Raw genomic sequence first — 15843 nt, 5'->3', positions numbered from 1 at the left:
CATAGGGTCTTGGGCTGATCCGGCGTCAGCAGTTACCCCGCTTGCAGGAGTCCCTCCAACTCCTTCATGAACAAGCCTTCCAGGACCACCCACTCGCTCGCCCGGTCCACCACGTCCACCGTCCGGCCGTCCAGCGCCGGGGTTGCCTGCGGATCATCCATGGGAGTCAGCAGCCACAGGCCGTGCGGTACGGCGGCCGGGCGGCGGGCCGCTTCCTGCAAGGTCACCAGCATCTCGCGGCCACCCACCTCCCAGTACCGGGCCACCAGGGAGGCCCGGTGGGCGAGGAGCACCGTGCGAGGGCCCGCCTGCTCGGCGAGTGTTGTGCAGCGGGCGGCGACGCGCTCGGCGGCGAGCCGCGTATAGGAAGCAAGCGCGGACCCGATCCGGCCGGTGGCGGTGAACTTGGCGTCCGCCTTGAGCAGGGCCTGCCACCGCACCTGCTGCTCGTCGGCCAGCGCACGCAGTGCGGCAAGGAACAGCTCGTCCACGTCGACGGGCACCACATCGAACCGGGTGGCCAAACGCTGCGCTGTGCCGGGCAGCTGAAGGCCCCGGACGGTCAGGGCGAGGAACCCTCCACGGCGCAGCGCGTCCTGAAGTTTCGCCTCGGTCACCCGGCGTGGGTCGCGGCCCTCCGCCAGCTGGCCCTGAGCGGCGTCGTACAGCGCGCCGGTGCTCGTCAGCACCGAGCCGGTGAAGGCCGGACGGCTCTGCTCCGCGTCCCGCTCGGGCGGGAAGAAACGCCGTCTGTCCCGGTCGTACTCCAGCGGGAAGTTCGCCTCGGCCAGTGCCTCCTCCCACTCCACGTACGTGACGTTGGCGAGCGCGGTGAGGCCGGGAAAGCGGGACCTCACCCGGCTCAGCAGGTCGTCGGCGCTGATCCCGATGCCGTTACGCACCCCGGCCGCGGCCTGCGAAATCCTCAGTGCACGGTCCAGGCCCAGGTCCAGGGGGAACAGCTCGAAGCGCGGAGTGACGCCGACACGGCCCGCCATCGCGGAGGCCAGGGTCAGCAGACGGGTGTCGGCCAGCGGTGCCATCCCCTCCGGCGCAGGCACCGCGCGCAGCTCGCGCAGCACGGTGCCGCCTCCGGGCAGCGGATCTCGGGCTGCCACGTCCTCGGCGGCCCGGCCGAGCAGAGTCGCGTACTCGGCCAGTTCCACCGGGGTGGGGTCGTCGCTGCCCGGCAGGTCCACCAACGCCAGCAGCACCGTGTTGCCGCGGCGTAGCACGGCGAACCGGGAGGCGTCGACCGCGTCGCCGTCTCCCGCGGCGGCGGCATCGTCGCGACGCGACTCGATCTCGGCGGCGGCCCGTACCACGGCCAGGGCCCGCGTCTGGAGGTCCGCACGGTCGTCCGTACCGTCCTCGTCGTGCGGTGTGTGCCGTACCCGCAGTTCGGTGGCGAGTTCCTGCGCCGTCATGACCCTGCCCTGCTCGGACAGTACGGTCACCAGCTCGTCCCGGATCCTCTCCAGCCAGGTGAACGCCGTCCACTGCTCGATCGCGGCGGTCACATTTCCCGAGACGGTCGGCTGGCTGACACCGAGGGCCGTGGCGATCGCCGACTGGGCGGGCCACGGCGGCAGCTCACCGGCCCGCTCGACACCCGGCAGACCCAAGGTTGCGAGGACGATGTCGCGTCGGGGACGGGTGCGAAGGTTCGTCGGGACCAGCCGGGCGGCGAGTGTCTCGACGGACTCCACTGCCTCGACGGGCGCATCGGACGGCACCTGTACGGGCTGCTTCACCGTGGCACGCTTGCGGAGCTGCTGGGTCCACTGGCGGTGGCGCCGGTTCAACTCCTTGCGGATCACGTTGCCCGCGCCCCGCGCGCGTGAGATCGAGTGCGGCGGGACGTCCAGGAGCTGGCCCACCGTCTCGGCTCCGAGGCCGGCTGCCACGGACACCGCCCGCGGTGACAGCCCGGCGGCGTGCAGGGGGGTCTTCAGATCCGCGGCAGCGGCAGCCTGCTCGCGTGCGTCCTCGACGTCCGTCGCCTGAGCGTCGACCGTGGCGGGCGTGGTGGGCGGCCGGGTCGAGTCCGCGCGACGGAAGACCTGGCGCCAGGCATCCTGCATCTGACGGAGGCTGTCGAAGCGCTGCTCGACGTCACGGTGCAGGGCCCGTGCGAAGAAGTCGGTCAGCCCCTCCGCCAGCGCTGGTTCGAACAACTCACGGGCGACGTAGAGCTCCGCCTTGGGGACGGTCAGCGGATCTCCCTGGCCGTCACCCCACACCGGCCGCTCACCCGAGGCCATCTCGTGCAGTGTCACCGCCGCCGCGTACCACTCCGCGTGGTCGTCGTAGCGGGCGCGGCGACTGCCGCCCAGGAAGGGATCGAGGTAGCCGCGGGTACCCGCATGGAGGTCCTGGTCGGGGGCGTCGGCCAGGGAGAAGTCGAACAGCATCAGTTGCCAGGAGCCGTCACTGCGCTTGAACAGGCCCAGGTTGTCCGGCTTGATGTCGCGGTGGCGCACCCCGCGGGCGGCCAGACTGTCCAGGGCCTCGAAGAGATCGTTGCCGAACCGCTCCAGCTGGGCGTATCCCAGTCGGCCCTCGCCGCGCAACCGCGACCCGAGGCTGACCGGCTCGCGGTCGTCCTCCGACCGGAACCCGCCCGCGTATTCGATCTCCAGGGCGGTGTGCCCACCCAGTTCACGAGGGGCGGCGAGCACCTTCACGATGCGGTTGCCGCCCACCTCGCGCAGGGCCTCCGCTTCCGCGAAGAGCCGCGCGTCCTTCTCCCGGTCGAGCGCCACCTTGAAGACCCGTGGAGACGCCGGGTCCGGCACCCCGTCCTCGACACGGCGCACCAGCAGAGCGCGGGCCGTCGCACCGGTGCCCAGAACCCGTACCACCTCCCACTCGGTGTCGAGGCGGGACCCTGCCTTGGCCGTGAGCGGGTCCGCGACCTCGATGGCCCCGCGCCGGGCCGCGGCATCGCCCGCCTCCGCGGCGTCGAGCAGCGCCAGATACTCCTCGGCGGACGACAGCCTGTTCTGCACGTCGGAGGCGGTGGCTCGGAAGACCAGGTCGTCCAGCGCCGCGGAGACGCTGTCGGACACCGCGTACGGATGGAGCCCGCCGTCCGCGGCGAGCCGGTCCACCAAGGCGCCCCGGACATCGGCCGGCGGCATGCCGGTCAGCAGCAGATAGGAGAGCGCCCCGATGCCGAAGACGTCGAGGTCCACCGGGTCGGCGAACTCGCTGCCGGTCTCCGGGGCGAGGTACACCTGGGCGATGTCGGCGACGAGCCCCGTATCCAGCGGTGTTTGCCCGAGGCTGAGGTGCGAGGTGGTGTCGAAGTCCCTGGCGGCGGTCTGCCAATCGGCGATCCGCAGCACCGGTTCGGCGCCGTCCTCGCCCACGGAGACGTACACCGAGCGCGCCGACAGCGCCCGGTGGTACAGCGATCGGTTGTGGGCGTAGCGGACGGCTTCGGCGAGCTGGCGCACCAGATCCAGGCGTACGGCGGGCGCGAGCCGGTCGCCGTACGCATCCAGATAGGCGTCGAGCCGCAAGTCCGACTCCCGGTGCCGGAAGAGGATCGCCGGGCCGCCCTGGTGCTCGCGGATCTGGACGGCCTGGACGATGCCGCGGTGGTTGATGCCCTGCAGTACCTGGTACTCGCGCAGAGCCGCCCGGTCCACCCGGCCGCGCTGCTCCGCCGAAGCGGCCTGTCCCGACAGATAGATCCGGACCCTGCCGCTCTCCTTGACCAGGTTGTCGTCGCGTACGGCGACCCTGTCCTCCCAGCCGGGGCCCGCGTCCAGCGCGCGCGGTTCGAGACGCCAGTCGTCCCCGAAGCGCAGATGGCTGGTGGAGTGGCTGACGCCGATGCGCTTCATCAGCATTTCGAGCCGCTGGCTGTCCTGCGGTGTGACGCGCCAGCTCTCCCGCTCCGGCGGTAGTCCGAGCAGACCGTCCCAGATACCCGGGAGACCGCTGGCTCCGCCATTGCGCCCGTAGACCGACGCGCGCTGGAACTCGTCCAGTTCGCTCACCAGGTCGGGGTCGTGCAGGAAGACCGCCGGCTTGATGAAGGGGATTTTCGCCTCAGGGACTCCCGCCGCGCGCGCGGCACGTTGGAGCTGTGCCTTCAGCTCCTTGGCCTTGAGGTCGGTGAGGTGCAGGGGGTTGCGCAACGTCCGTACCCGGTCACCGTGGAACTGCCAGGTGTCCCCGTGGTTCACCACCCGGCCCGGATGCCCCTTGAGTTCCAGCAGGTAGATGCCGCCGGGTACGGCGATCAGTAGATCGCACTCGTTGACCCGGCCCGTGACACCGGTGAACCGGAACGTCGCCCACGCCCGGTACGGCTCGGCGTTCGGCATCAGCTGTCGTACGTGCTCCAGGCCCTCCTGCTCCCACCGGAAACCGGACCGGCGTGGCTGGAACCAGTGCTCACGCCGCGCGGAAGGACCGGGCTTCGCAGCGGTCGGCGTCACGGGGAGTCCTCCGGTTATGGGCATAGTCGTAGCGGGGTAAGCCTAGCGACGTCGTGGGGAGGGCTCGCGGGCGTCCGCGGTTGCGGGCCGGCTCGTCGACGGAGGCCGGAGCGTGGTGCCTGGAGGCAAGCCGGGCAAGGTGGTGGGGGAGTGTGAGCTGTCTTGTGAGGCACACGGAGGCGAGGAAGGCTGGGTGGGGGGTCACGTGACCACCGGCGAAGCCGGAAGCGAGGCGCGGGCCGGGAGCACCACTCCGAGGCGAGAAAACCCCCAGCGCCGGGGCACCGTAGAAGCGCGTGCCCGCGATGACCGGCCGGGGCCGCCACCCCCCACAGGAGAGGCCCCGGCCGGCACACGGTGCGGACCGCGAACGGTCCGTACTACCTTCAGCGCCGCGCGTGCGTTTTGTGTCACACCGCGGGGCAACGCGATGTGACACCCGCTAGTTGCACGTTGTACAAACATGGACGTGGCCCCCGGCGAACCCGTAGCGTGCTGCTCGCGCCGGGGCCGGGCGCACACCTCCGAGTGGGCAGGATTGAAAGTGCTGGGGGACGACGCGGAGCTGACCGCCGCGGTGTTTGCGGCACAGGACGGGGACGAGACCGCGTTCCGGACTGTGTACCGCGCTGTGCACCCGCGGCTGTTGGGATACGTACGCACGCTGGTGGGAGACCCGGACGCCGAGGACGTGGCCTCCGAGGCCTGGCTGCAGATCGCGCGGGACCTGGAAAGGTTCAGCGGGGACGCGGACCGTTTCCGGGGCTGGGCCGCCCGCATCGCCCGTAACCGCGCCCTCGACCACATACGCATGCGGGGCCGCCGCCCGGCGATAGGCGGCGACGAGACCGAACTGGCCGGCAAGCCCGCCGACGCGGACACCGCGGACGAGGCGATGGAGTCCCTCGCCACCGGCGAGGCCATGGCGCTGATAGCGAAGCTGCCGCAGGACCAGGCGGAGGCCGTGGTGCTCAGGGTCGTCATGGGACTCGACGCCAAGAGCGCGGCCCTGACCCTCGGCAAGCGCCCCGGAGCCGTCCGTACGGCGGCCCACCGCGGTCTCAAGCGGCTCGCCGAACTGCTCGGCGCGGACCCCGCGGAACCCGACGGCGCACTGGGCGCCGTACCCCCGCAGAGAGAGCCGCGCGGACGCACGGCGACATCCGTCTGTGTGACGCAAACGCGTGCGCGGACGCAGAAGGACATGTGATGGCCGACGAGCAGGAGAAGTGGCTGGACCGCGACGCGGCGGAGCGTTTGCTGCGCGGGGAGCCCCTCGACGACGTCGACCCTCACGCACGCGTGCAGGCCGACCGGCTCGCACAGGCGCTCGGCGCGCTGGCGGCCGACGACCGTGGAAACGCTCCCGCGGAGGCGGAACTTCCGGGTGAGGCCGCCGCGCTGGCCGCCTTCCGTGCCGCCCACGCGGATTCCGCGAAGGCCGGGGCGCGCGCTCCCTTCGCGACGGCCGCCCATGAGACCGCCGCCGCCGAGACCGTACGGCTCGGACGTGCCACCGGCCGGCCAAGACCGAGCCGCTGGGGCCGGCCGGTGCGCCTCGGGCTGGCCGCGGCGCTCGCGGGCTGCATGATCGGCGGCGTCGCCGTGGCCGCGGGTACGGGTGTGCTGCCCTCGCCGTTCGGGCAGCACCACGAGCCGGGTCCCGCCGCTTCGGCATCGCCCGTCGCCAGTCCGGAGGCGGTGGAGGCGTCCCCGTCGGAGGACGCGGGCGAGCCCTCCGAGGGCGCGACCCCGGACGGCAGCGCGGCGCCGGAGGGCGACGAGACCACGCGCGAGCCGGAGACGGCGCGGACCCCGGAGGCGGAGGCCGGCGGCGCGCCCACCACCAAGCCGACGCGGCGCCCCGGCGGCGGCGAGGCGAAGCCGCCGCCCACCGACAGCACCAAGGACTGGTACCGCAAGGTCGTCATCGCCTGCCGCGACTACCGCAGCGGCGGGCTCCGGGGCGAGAAGCGCCGCCGCCTGGAGGAGTTCGCCAAGGGGTCGGCCCGCATCGAGGAGTTCTGCGGCCGGATACTCGCAGGCGGCCACCAGGGCGGCGGCCAGCCGACCGGCGGTCAGCAGGGCGGCGGCAGCGGTGATGGTGGCGATGGCGGCGGGGAAGGCCGCGGCGAGGACGGCGACGGCGACAGCGACCAGGCGCCGGGCGGGGACGGCGGCGCGGAGGGCGGCTCCGGCGGCGACACGGGCCACCTCCCCGCCCCGCCTCCACCGAGCTCACCGGTGACACCCGCGGCGAGCCACAGCTCCCCGGCCCCCGCACACACGGCGTAGCCCCGGCGCCGGAACGGCTCCGGACCAGGTGTGACGTTTTCTGAACGGCTGGCGCAGTAAGAAGTGAGCCGACTGGTCATCGGCCCGCGCACGAGCCGGGGGTTCCCCCCGTACCTTCGGCTCCGTGCCATTGGCGTGGGCGGGATACGTTCCCCCGATCCCGCCCACGCCGCTTTCTTGTCCCACCTTCTCGTCTCACTTGGAGACGCCGGCTCGTCTCACTCGTAGACGCTTGCTTGTCTCACTTGTAGACGACGACCCGGTCCCCGTTCCGCACCTGGGCGAAGAGCCTCGCGATCTTGCCCTTGTCGCGGATGTTCACGCAGCCGTGCGAGCCGCCGGCGTAGCCCCTGGCCGCGAAGTCCGCCGAGTAGTGCACCGCCTGGCCGCCGCTGAAGAACATCGCGTACGGCATGGCCGTGTCGTAGAGCGTCGAGACGTGGTGGCGGGACTTCCAGTAGACCTCGAAGGTGCCCTCGCGCGTCGGCGTGTACTGGGAGCCGAAGCGGACGTCCATCGTGGACATGACCTTGCCGTCGACCATCCACGTCAGCGTGCGGCTGCTCTTGGCGAGGCACAGGACACGGCCCGTCATGCACCGCGGGTCCGGCTTCGCGGCCGGCATGCCGCCGCCCGAGTACAGCTCCTGCCGCGTCGGCTCCCGCGTCATCGCGAGCAGCCGCTGCCAGGTGACGGTGTCCGTCCTGCCGGTGACGGGCAGCCCGCGCTTGGCCTGGAACCCCCTGACCGCCGCGGCCGTGACCGGGCCGTAGTTCTCCGAGGGGTGGGTGTGGAACCAGGCGATCTGCCGCAGCCTGGCCTGGAGCTCCCGTACCTGTTTGCCCTGGGCGCCCGGTGCCATGAGGGTCCTGGGGGCGGGCGTGACCCGGGGCGCCGAAGTCTCGGGAGCGGCCGCCGCCGCCTCGGGCTGCCTCTCCCTGGCCGCCGCGGCCTCGGGCCCCCTCTCCCCGGATGCCGCGGCCTCGTGCTCCCTCTCCCCGGGCGCCGTCGCCCCGGGCTTCCCGCCGCCGGGCTTCCCGTCCCCGGACGCCGTCGCCCCCGGCCGCGCACCCTCCGTCCCTCCGCCTTCCGTATCGACGGCCACCGCCTTGCAGCCCCCGACCAGCGCCAACACCGCCACGGCAGCCGCAGCCCTGCCGACCGCACCCCTACCGACCGTTCCCTCGCCCATCACGCCCCCCCGGATCACCGGACAACTACCTCTGGAAGTGTTTCCCGCTCTGCCGGGGGTGACGCTTCCACACAGCGGGCGCGAGCTGAAGGCATCCCGCGCGAGCCGGGCGGGAGCCGAGCGGGCGCCGAGCCGAGAGGCGCGCTTGACCTGCGGATATACCCGTTCGGGTGACCATGGGGAGAAGAAGCGCGCAGCCGGTTATTCTCGTGAAGAGTGAGCCCCGAAAAGGAGGATGCCGTGGCTGTAATGCAACACGAGCTGACGTTGGGCGAAGCCGCCGACCTGCTCTCCCGTGCAATGCCTGGGCACCGCGTGGAGATTCTCCAAGGGAGGCTCACTGTGACACCACCGCCGGACGGCTCGCATGCGCTGTCGCTGACGAAGCTGGGCAGGGCATTCGACCGGGCCGGGCTGGAGGAGGCCGGGCTTGAATACGTCCAAGGTATCGGCCTCTGGCTCCCCAATCTGCCCGACGACTTCGCCATCCCCGACTTCTCCGTCGTCGACGAGGATTTCCGGGACGCTCTGGTCCGGAAGAGCTGCTACGCCCCGAACGTCTTCCGTCTCGTACTCGAAGTGACGTCGTCGAACTGGTCCGACGACCTCGGCCAGAAGGTCGAGAGCTACGCGCAGGCGGGCGTCCCCGTCTATGTCGTCGCCGACCGCAAGCACGGCGAGGTGCTGGTCCACGAGAGCCCCAAGAAGGGCGAGTACGTGACGTGCTCGCGCTACGGGCGGGGCGAGAGCTTCGAGGTCCCGCCCTGCGTCGGTGTGCGCCTCGACCTCTCCGTGGACACGCTCCTGGACGGCGACTGAGGGGCCGACCCGTAGCGGCAGGCGGCTCCCTGTCCGCCGTCCGGACGTCCCGCGCCCCGCGGTGTTCGGTCGTGCGAGACTCCCGCCATGCTGGGTGTCACCGATCTTCCGACCTATCTCGCGGGCCTCGTCCTCATCGTTCTGCTGCCGGGGCCGAACTCGCTGTACGTGCTCTCCGTCGCCGCGCGGAGAGGCATACGCACCGGCTATACCGCCGCCGCCGGCGTCTGGTGCGGTGACACCGTGTTGATGACGCTCTCCGCCGCCGGTGTGGCCTCGCTGCTTCAGGCCAACGCCGTGCTCTTCGGGATCGTGAAGTACGCGGGCGCCGGTTATCTGACCTGGCTGGCGTTCGGGATGCTGCGGGCCGCCGTCGCGATGTGGCGGTCGCGGCACGAGCGCGCGGCGGGTGCGGAGGCGGCCGGCAGTGAGCAGGCCGCCGAGCGGCCGTTCCGCAGGGCCCTGGTGATCAGTCTGCTCAACCCGAAGGCCATCCTCTTCTTCATCGCCTTCTTCGTGCAGTTCGTCGATCCGGGGTACGCCTATCCCGCCCTCTCCTTCGTCGTGCTCGGCGCCTTCGCGCAGGCCGCCAGCTTCCTCTACCTCACCGCCCTGATCTTCAGCGGCACCCGCCTCGCCGCGGCCTTCCGCCGCCGCAAGCGGCTCTCGGCGGGGGCCACGTCGGCGGCGGGGGCGCTGTTCCTCGGGTTCGCGGTGAAGCTGTCGCTCAGCAGTGTCTGAGCGGCCCCGGCAGTGGAGTTCAGTGGTCGGTCCCGGCAGTGGAGTTCAGTGGTGCCAGGCCGTGCCGCCCACGTTGTGGATCATGCGCTGAAGGACCTTGAGGGTGCGCGTGTACTCCTCGTCCGTGATGCCCTCGTGGATCTCCGCGCGCACCCCCGCCTGACGCTCGGCCGTGCGGGCCCACAGCGCGCGCCCCTCCTCGGTGAGCGCGACGCGGCCCGCCGCGTCCTCGGTGATCAGGCCGCGGTCGTGCAGGGCGCTGATGTCATGCAGCAGGGCGCCGTCGCCGGTGTCGAGGTAGCCCCGCAGGACCGTCACCACCTCCTCGCGGGCACGGCCCTCCGGCGCGTCGGTGAGCTGGTTCAGGATCCACCACTGCGGCTGGGTGAGGCCCATCTCGGCCAGCATGGTGCGGATGTGGTGCACCACGGCGGAGCCCGCGGCCGAACTCCAGTAGCCGATGGGCTGCTTGACGAGGTCGGTGTCGGAGTGGGAGTACGTGAAGGTCGTCATGGGGACGAACGTAGGACCTCAAGCCGACTTCAGGTCAAGGGGTGGAAGCAGGGCGCCGAGCCACGCCCCCACGTACTCCCGCAGGCCCTTGGCGTCCTCGCCCGCCCAGCCCACGTACCCGTCAGGACGGACCAGGAAGAAGCCCCTGCCGTACGGCTCGTAAGCGGGCAGTCGGTGTACGTGGACCAGGTCGCCGCCGGCCGGTCGCGGAAGCTCCCCGTCCACGTCCACCGCGAGGAGCGTGAAGTGCGGCCCCCGGAACGCGTCGAACAGCGTCCCTGAGCCGTACGGCCCGTCCGGCGCGCGGTCGCCCGCCCGCAGCGCCTCCTCCGGGAGCCCTTCGCGGGCGTCCACCGCGAGGGACGAGTCGCGGTAGCCGATGCCGAGCTGCCGGGTGGCGGCTCCCCGCTGGGCCTCGCCGCGGTGGATGCGGGTGGACAGGCCCAGCATCTGGGCGGCGTTGGGCAGCCGCTCCTCCTCGTAGGTGTCGAGCAGGGCCTTTGGCGCGCCGTGCCGCAGGACCGCGCCGAGCTTCCAGCCGAGGTTGTACGCGTCCTGGATGCTCGTGTTCAGGCCCTGCCCGCCCGCGGGGGAGTGGACGTGCGCCGCGTCCCCGGCCAGGAAGACGCGTCCCTCGCGGAAGCGGTCCGCGAGCGCCGCGCGCGGCCGGAAGGCGGAGACCCAGCGCACCTCGGTCACGTCCTCGGGGGCAAGATGGGTGCGGGCGGCGACAGCGGCGCGTACGCCGTCGAGTGACGTGTCGGTGGCCGTCGTCGCCCCGTCGGGGAGCTGGGCGGCGAGCTGGAAGACGTCCGTGCCCGGCAGCGGGCAGAGCGCCGCGAACAGGCCGCCCTCGTCGGCGGGCGGGAACATGTGCCAGTTGTCGCGGTCCAGCGCGGGCACGCACACGTCGGCCACCAGGACCGGCTTCGGGTCGACCGTCTCGCCCGTCATGGTGATGCCGAGCGCCTGCCGCAGGGCGGAGCGGCCGCCGTCCGCCGCCACCGCGTACGCCGCGCGGACCGTGCCGCCCGTCGACAGCGCGGCGGTGACCCCGTCCGCGTCCTGCGTCAGCTCCGTCACGGCCGTGCCGAAGGTGACGTCACCGCCGAGCTCCCGCAGCCGGGCGAGCAGCAGTTGCTGCGTGAGCCACTGGGGGACGACCCGGCCGGTGTAGGGGGCGGTGGGCGTCACCGCGGGGATGTCGGACATGCGGTGCTCGCCCTGCCGCTCGCCGTTCCGCCAGACCATCCCGACCGGGACGTCCCCGCCCACCGCGAGGAACGCGTCGATCACGCCGAGGTCGTCGAGGACCTCCATGGTGCGCGGCTGGACGCCCTTGCCGCGGGAGCCGGGGAGGGCGGGGGACGGCGGCCCCGACCGTTCGACGACCAGGGCGCGCACGCCGTGCCGCGTGAGGTCGCAGGCGAGGGCCAGGCCGGTCGGCCCGGCGCCCACGACGAGTACGTCGGCGGTCAGGGCCGCCGCTGCCTTAACGCTGTTAAGTAGTGTCATGGCTCAGAGGGTGCGCTTATCGGTGTTAAATTGTCAAGGTGGCCACGACACGACTCGACCGGACCAAAGTCGCCCGCACCGCGCTCGAGCTGCTGAACAGGAACGGGCTCGAAGGGCTCACCCTGCGCGCGATCGCCAAGGAGCTGGACGTCAAGGCGCCCGCCCTGTACTGGCACTTCAAGGACAAGCAGGCGCTGCTCGACGAGATGGCGACCGAGATGATGCGCCACATGAACGCCGACTTCATGGCCGCGCCCGACCCCGACTGGCGCACGGCGCTCGCCGACTCGATGCGGGGGCTGCGCGAGCACCTGCTGCGCTACCGAGACGGCGCCAGGGTCTACAGCGGCACCCGCTTCACGGACCTGTCCCACGCGGCCCCGATGGAGGCCCGCCTCCGCACGCTCACCGAGGCGGGGTTCACGCCCTCGGCCGCGGCGCGCGCGTGGTCCACCGCGTACAGCTTCACCATCGGGCACGTCATCGAGGAGCAGGCCATGGGCCCCGACGACGGCGAGGCCACCCGCGACCTGGCGGCGCGCGCCGAACGGCTCGCCGCGTACCCGCTCGCCGCGGCCGCGGGCGAGGAACTCTTCCGCGCCCACGACCGCGGCTTCGAAGCGGGCCTGGCAGCCGTCGTCGCCGGCATCGGAGCGACGCTGGCCGCTCCCGAGTCCTCTTAGGGACGGCTCCGTGCCGTCAGGAGCCCCTTGCGGATCGCCGGGGTCAGCCACTCCTCCACGTAACGGTTCAGGAGCCACGCCAGGACCAGCATCGCGGTCACCGTCAGGCCGAGCGTCGCGTACGAGGGCAGGCCGACGCCCTGGTGCAGCGCCTCCACCGTCACCCAGCCCAGGTGCTCGTGCACCAGGTAGAAGGGGTACGTGAGGGCGCCCGCGACGGTCAGCCAGCGCCAGTTGACGCGGTCCAGGTATCCGAGCGCGATCAGGAGCACGGCGGCGAAGCCCGCCGTCACGACCGCGATGATCACCGTCGACGACCGGTACGAGAAGAAGTCCGGGTTCGGCGCGTGCCACAGCCCGTCGACCGCGTAGTGCTGGCCGATCAGCCAGCTCACGCCCACGATGCCCCACGCCGTGAGGTCGCGGCGGTCGCGGTGCAGGAGGTAGATGCCGATGCCGCCGATGAAGAAGGGCGCGTACTCCGGCATGAGGACCAGTTCGAGCAGCGGCTGGTCCGCGGCCTCCGTGAGTGCCGCGGCCAGGGTCCACACCGCGCAGAACAGCACCACCCGCGCGCGGCTCGCGCCCGGCAGGACCACGCAGAGCGCGAACAGCGCGTAGAAGCGCAGCTCGGCCCAGAGCGTCCAGCAGACCCCGAGCACGCGGTCCGCGCCCAGCGGCTGCTGGAGCATGGTGAGGTTCACCAGCGCGTCGCTGGGCGAGACCGCCTCGTACGCGACGACGGGCAGCGCGAAGACCGCCGTGACCAGCAGGATCGCCGCCCAGTAGGAGGGCAGCAGCCGGGACGCGCGGGAGGCGAAGAACGAGCGCAGGGGCCTGCCCCAGCCGCTCATGCAGATGACGAAGCCGCTGATCACGAAGAAGATCTGTACGCCGAGGCAGCCGTACGCGAACCACTCGGACGCGGTGGGGAACTGGAGCTTGGGCGAGCTGCCCCAGGCCTCTGATATCTCGCCGTCACGGCCGCCGTAGTGGTAGGCCGCCACCATGAGGGCGGCGACCAGACGCAGCCCGTCGAGCGCGCGGAGCCGTGGCTTCGCGCGCGCGGGCACCGCGGCGGCCGGGGGTATGCCGGGGGAGTCGCCCGCTACCGGGCGTGACTCCGGGAGCGTGGACGCGGGGGCGGTCATCCGAGCGCGGTCCGCTTGAGCGAGCGCTGCACCGAACGCGCCCGGCGGGCCACCCGCCGCACCGCCGCGTTGCGCGGGATGAACGCGAGCTGCGAGGGCACCGCACCCGGCAGGGCGAGCGCGGTGAGGCGCCGCCGCTTGAAGTAGCGCCACGTGCGGGTGGTGAGGTTGCGCGAGAGATAGCGCTCGGCGTCGGCCCGCAGCCCCGGGTAGATCTGCGGCTGCATCGCGAAGCCGACGGCCTTGAGGAGGTCCGTCAGCTCGCCCGTGCCCATGTCGGCGCGGGCCTCCCCGACCGCCGCGTGGTCGGAGAGCTCCGGCAGCAGCGCGTCGACGATCGTGACCGGGACGCGGTTGCTGTTCTGGTAGGGCGCGAGGCGCTCCAGGAGGAGGTCCGTGCCGGTGCGGGCGACGGGCAGGCCGTAGAGCGCGGACGCCGTGAGCAGGGCCGTGGAGAAGCAGCCGATGACGAGCGCGGGCCGCATCCGCTGGTAGAGCACCTCGGCGAGTACGGGGCTGTCGAGCACCGTCAGCTCGACGCCGATCGCCCGCGCCTCCTTCTCCAGGGTGCGCGACCAGCGGGCGGGGGCCGTGGGGTGGGGCTTGAACACCACCTGGGTGTGGCCGAGTTCGGCGGCCCCCCGCACCATGCGGACGTGCAGCGCCTCCTCCTCCTCGGGGGTGAGGATGGAGAGGGCGGACAGGTACTGGCCAAGGACGAGCGCCGGTGCGTCGAGCGCGGGCAGCTCCACCGCGTCCGCGTCGTGTTCGCCCAGCTCGGCCAGGACCTTCAGGAACGTTTCCGTCGGCACGATCTCCGGCTCGACGCCGAACTCGGTGAGGAGCAGCGGCGTGAGGCCCGGCACCAGGTCCAGGTGGAGCAGGCGCCGCACCCGGGTGCCGACCAAGGGGTCGATCTTGTTGCGGGTGGGGCCGTAGCTCATCAGGCCGTCGGCGTAGACGTCCACGGGCGCGCCGGTGAAGATCTGCGCCAGCGCGAGGGCCGGGTTGACCTGGATCGACTCCACGGCCAGCTCGATGTCGTCGTCACCGAGCTCCCACAGCATGCGGACGTAGCGCTCCCAGAGCGTCACGTCGTCGCCGCGCGGCGACCAGCCGCCGGGGTGGAACGGGAAGATGGCCTCGTTCCAGGACCGCACCTCGTCGAAGCGGCCGCGCAGCAGCTCGAAGCCGGGCATCGCGTCGAGCGGTGTCGCCGTCTCCGGGGTCGCCGCGTTGTTGCTGACCAGCAGGATGCGCCGGTCGGCGGGGCCGAAGCGGTCGGCGTCCAGGGCCGCGGCGAGCGTCGCCGCTCCGTACAGCGTGGACGCCAGGAAGATCTGCGTCGGCATTACGCGGCCACCTCCGCGGAGACCGGGCGGCGGCGCAGCCTGCGCAGCCGGGTCGCCCGCTGGACGTCCATGGAGTCGAGCGCCTGCTCAAGAACGTCCTGCGGCATCCGCTTCAGCGCGGCCGCACTCATCGACTTCAATTTGCGGGCCACGGATGGCTCGAACCTTTCGATGGAACCCAAATGATGGGAGATGATCGCGCAGTAGGTGCGCACGGCTTTCGGCAGCAGTTCCGCCGCGTCCCTGTCCGCGGCGGTTTCTCGTACCACCTGGTCGAATGCCTTGATGAAATCCAGCTGGCGCACGTCACCGATCTGGGTGAGCGAGGAGGCGACCCCGCGCCGGTAGAACACGCCGAGCAGGCTCACCGCGGCGAACGATTCGGCCTCCCGGTGCAGCCGCCAGATCCACGGCCGGTCCTCCGCCGTGCGCAGACCGTCGGTGAAATGCAGCAGGCCCTTGTCGGCGAGACGCCGGTGGTAGACGCCGGCCCAGGCGTACGCGTAGTCGACGGACGTCGAGCGGTCCGCGGGGAGGATCACCTCCCGCGGGCTCATCACGGCGCCGCGCCTGCCGTGCGGCACCCGGTGCACGGTGCGGGCCCGGGCGGTGCACTGCACATGATCGGTCCGGATGAAATCGCACCCCAGACCCTCGATGGCGGCCAGGAGCCGCTCGTAATAGCCGGGCGCGAGCCAGTCGTCACCGTCCAGGAAGGTGAGGTACTCGCCCCGCGCCGCGTCGAGCCCGGTGTTGCGGGCCGTCGCGAGCCCGCCGTTCTGCTCATGTCTGAGCAGCACGGCACCGGGGAGTTCGCGCTCGGCGCGCTCCAGGATGTCCGGGGTCTCGTCGCGCGAACAGTCGTCGACGAGAATGAATTCGAAGTCGTCCCGCGCGTTCGCACGCAGACTCTTCAAGGTGTCGGGCGCGTATTGCTGCACGTTGTAGAACGGCACGATGACGGAGAGCTTAACCACGCGGGTGACGTTAGGTGTCGGCCCGGCATTCGTGTCGACCCGTGGTGGGCCGGAAGGTGAACGACGCGTGGCGGAATGGTTAACCGGATCGCCCCACCGGCATTCCCGGGGTCGATTCGCCATTCGTCGGCGTGCTGTTAACCGTTTGTTG

At 71.9% G+C, this 15843-nt stretch carries 12 protein-coding genes; 5 read left to right on the top strand and 7 right to left on the bottom strand.

What is annotated here, in order from left to right; translation table 11 throughout:
* Positions 1-32 precede the first annotated feature (32 nt).
* Positions 33-4454, bottom strand: a complete 4422-nt coding sequence (pglW, locus tag ACRAKF_RS15910) for a BREX system serine/threonine kinase PglW (protein WP_447037824.1) — start codon at positions 4452-4454, stop codon at positions 33-35.
* A 544-nt stretch (positions 4455-4998) separates the two neighbouring features.
* On the opposite strand from pglW, the gene ACRAKF_RS15905 reads away from it, so the two are divergent.
* Both ACRAKF_RS15905 and ACRAKF_RS15900 read left to right on the top strand, forming a co-directional pair.
* The gene (locus ACRAKF_RS15905; RefSeq protein WP_447037822.1) at positions 4999-5664 is read left to right on the top strand and encodes an RNA polymerase sigma factor; all 666 of its coding nucleotides are present in this window, start codon (positions 4999-5001) and stop codon (positions 5662-5664) included.
* Positions 5664-6749: a hypothetical protein gene (locus ACRAKF_RS15900; protein ID WP_447037821.1), complete on the top strand. Its 1086-nt coding sequence runs from the start codon at positions 5664-5666 to the stop codon at positions 6747-6749. The genes ACRAKF_RS15905 and ACRAKF_RS15900 overlap by 1 nt, the downstream gene beginning before the upstream one ends.
* Positions 6750-6990: 241 nt before the next feature.
* Here the strand turns inward: ACRAKF_RS15900 and ACRAKF_RS15895 are convergent, their stop codons facing one another.
* Positions 6991-7941: a L,D-transpeptidase family protein gene (locus ACRAKF_RS15895; protein WP_447037820.1), complete on the bottom strand. Its 951-nt coding sequence runs from the start codon at positions 7939-7941 to the stop codon at positions 6991-6993.
* 240 nt (positions 7942-8181) lie between these two features.
* Here ACRAKF_RS15895 and ACRAKF_RS15890 point away from each other — a divergent pair, with 240 nt between their 5' ends.
* Positions 8182-8760, top strand: coding sequence for a Uma2 family endonuclease (locus ACRAKF_RS15890; protein ID WP_447037819.1), 579 nt, complete (start codon positions 8182-8184; stop codon positions 8758-8760).
* Positions 8761-8847: 87 nt separating this feature from the next.
* Positions 8848-9501, top strand: a complete 654-nt coding sequence (gene leuE, locus ACRAKF_RS15885) for a leucine efflux protein LeuE (RefSeq protein ID WP_447037818.1) — start codon at positions 8848-8850, stop codon at positions 9499-9501.
* A 45-nt stretch (positions 9502-9546) separates the two neighbouring features.
* Here the strand turns inward: leuE and ACRAKF_RS15880 are convergent, their stop codons facing one another.
* Together ACRAKF_RS15880 and ACRAKF_RS15875 are read right to left on the bottom strand one after the other, a co-directional pair.
* A complete protein-coding gene (locus ACRAKF_RS15880; RefSeq protein ID WP_447037816.1) occupies positions 9547-10014 on the bottom strand; it encodes a MarR family winged helix-turn-helix transcriptional regulator in 468 nt (155 codons plus the stop codon).
* 18 nt (positions 10015-10032) lie between these two features.
* Positions 10033-11529 carry an FAD-dependent monooxygenase gene (locus ACRAKF_RS15875; protein WP_447037815.1) on the bottom strand — a complete coding sequence of 499 codons (1497 nt, stop codon included), beginning with the start codon at positions 11527-11529 and terminating at the stop codon, positions 10033-10035.
* 38 nt (positions 11530-11567) lie between these two features.
* Here ACRAKF_RS15875 and ACRAKF_RS15870 point away from each other — a divergent pair, with 38 nt between their 5' ends.
* On the top strand, positions 11568-12212 hold the full coding sequence (locus ACRAKF_RS15870; RefSeq protein WP_447037814.1) for a TetR/AcrR family transcriptional regulator C-terminal domain-containing protein: 645 nt from the start codon (positions 11568-11570) through the stop codon (positions 12210-12212).
* Here the strand turns inward: ACRAKF_RS15870 and ACRAKF_RS15865 are convergent.
* The 3 genes from ACRAKF_RS15865 to ACRAKF_RS15855 are packed head-to-tail and all read right to left on the bottom strand — an operon-like array spanning position 12209 to position 15692.
* Positions 12209-13363 carry an acyltransferase family protein gene (locus ACRAKF_RS15865; RefSeq protein WP_447037813.1) on the bottom strand — a complete coding sequence of 385 codons (1155 nt, stop codon included), beginning with the start codon at positions 13361-13363 and terminating at the stop codon, positions 12209-12211. The genes ACRAKF_RS15870 and ACRAKF_RS15865 overlap by 4 nt on opposite strands.
* Positions 13360-14715 (bottom strand): polysialyltransferase family glycosyltransferase, encoded by a 1356-nt coding sequence (locus ACRAKF_RS15860; protein ID WP_447037811.1) that lies wholly within the window; start codon positions 14713-14715, stop codon positions 13360-13362. Before ACRAKF_RS15860 ends, ACRAKF_RS15865 begins: the two co-directional genes overlap by 4 nt.
* Positions 14715-15692: a glycosyltransferase family 2 protein gene (locus ACRAKF_RS15855; protein ID WP_447037809.1), complete on the bottom strand. Its 978-nt coding sequence runs from the start codon at positions 15690-15692 to the stop codon at positions 14715-14717. The genes ACRAKF_RS15860 and ACRAKF_RS15855 overlap by 1 nt, the downstream gene beginning before the upstream one ends.
* Positions 15693-15843: the final 151 nt, after the last annotated feature.

Source organism: Streptomyces sp. DSM 118878, assembly GCF_052936595.1.
This window is presented reverse-complemented; position numbering and strand designations above follow the sequence as displayed.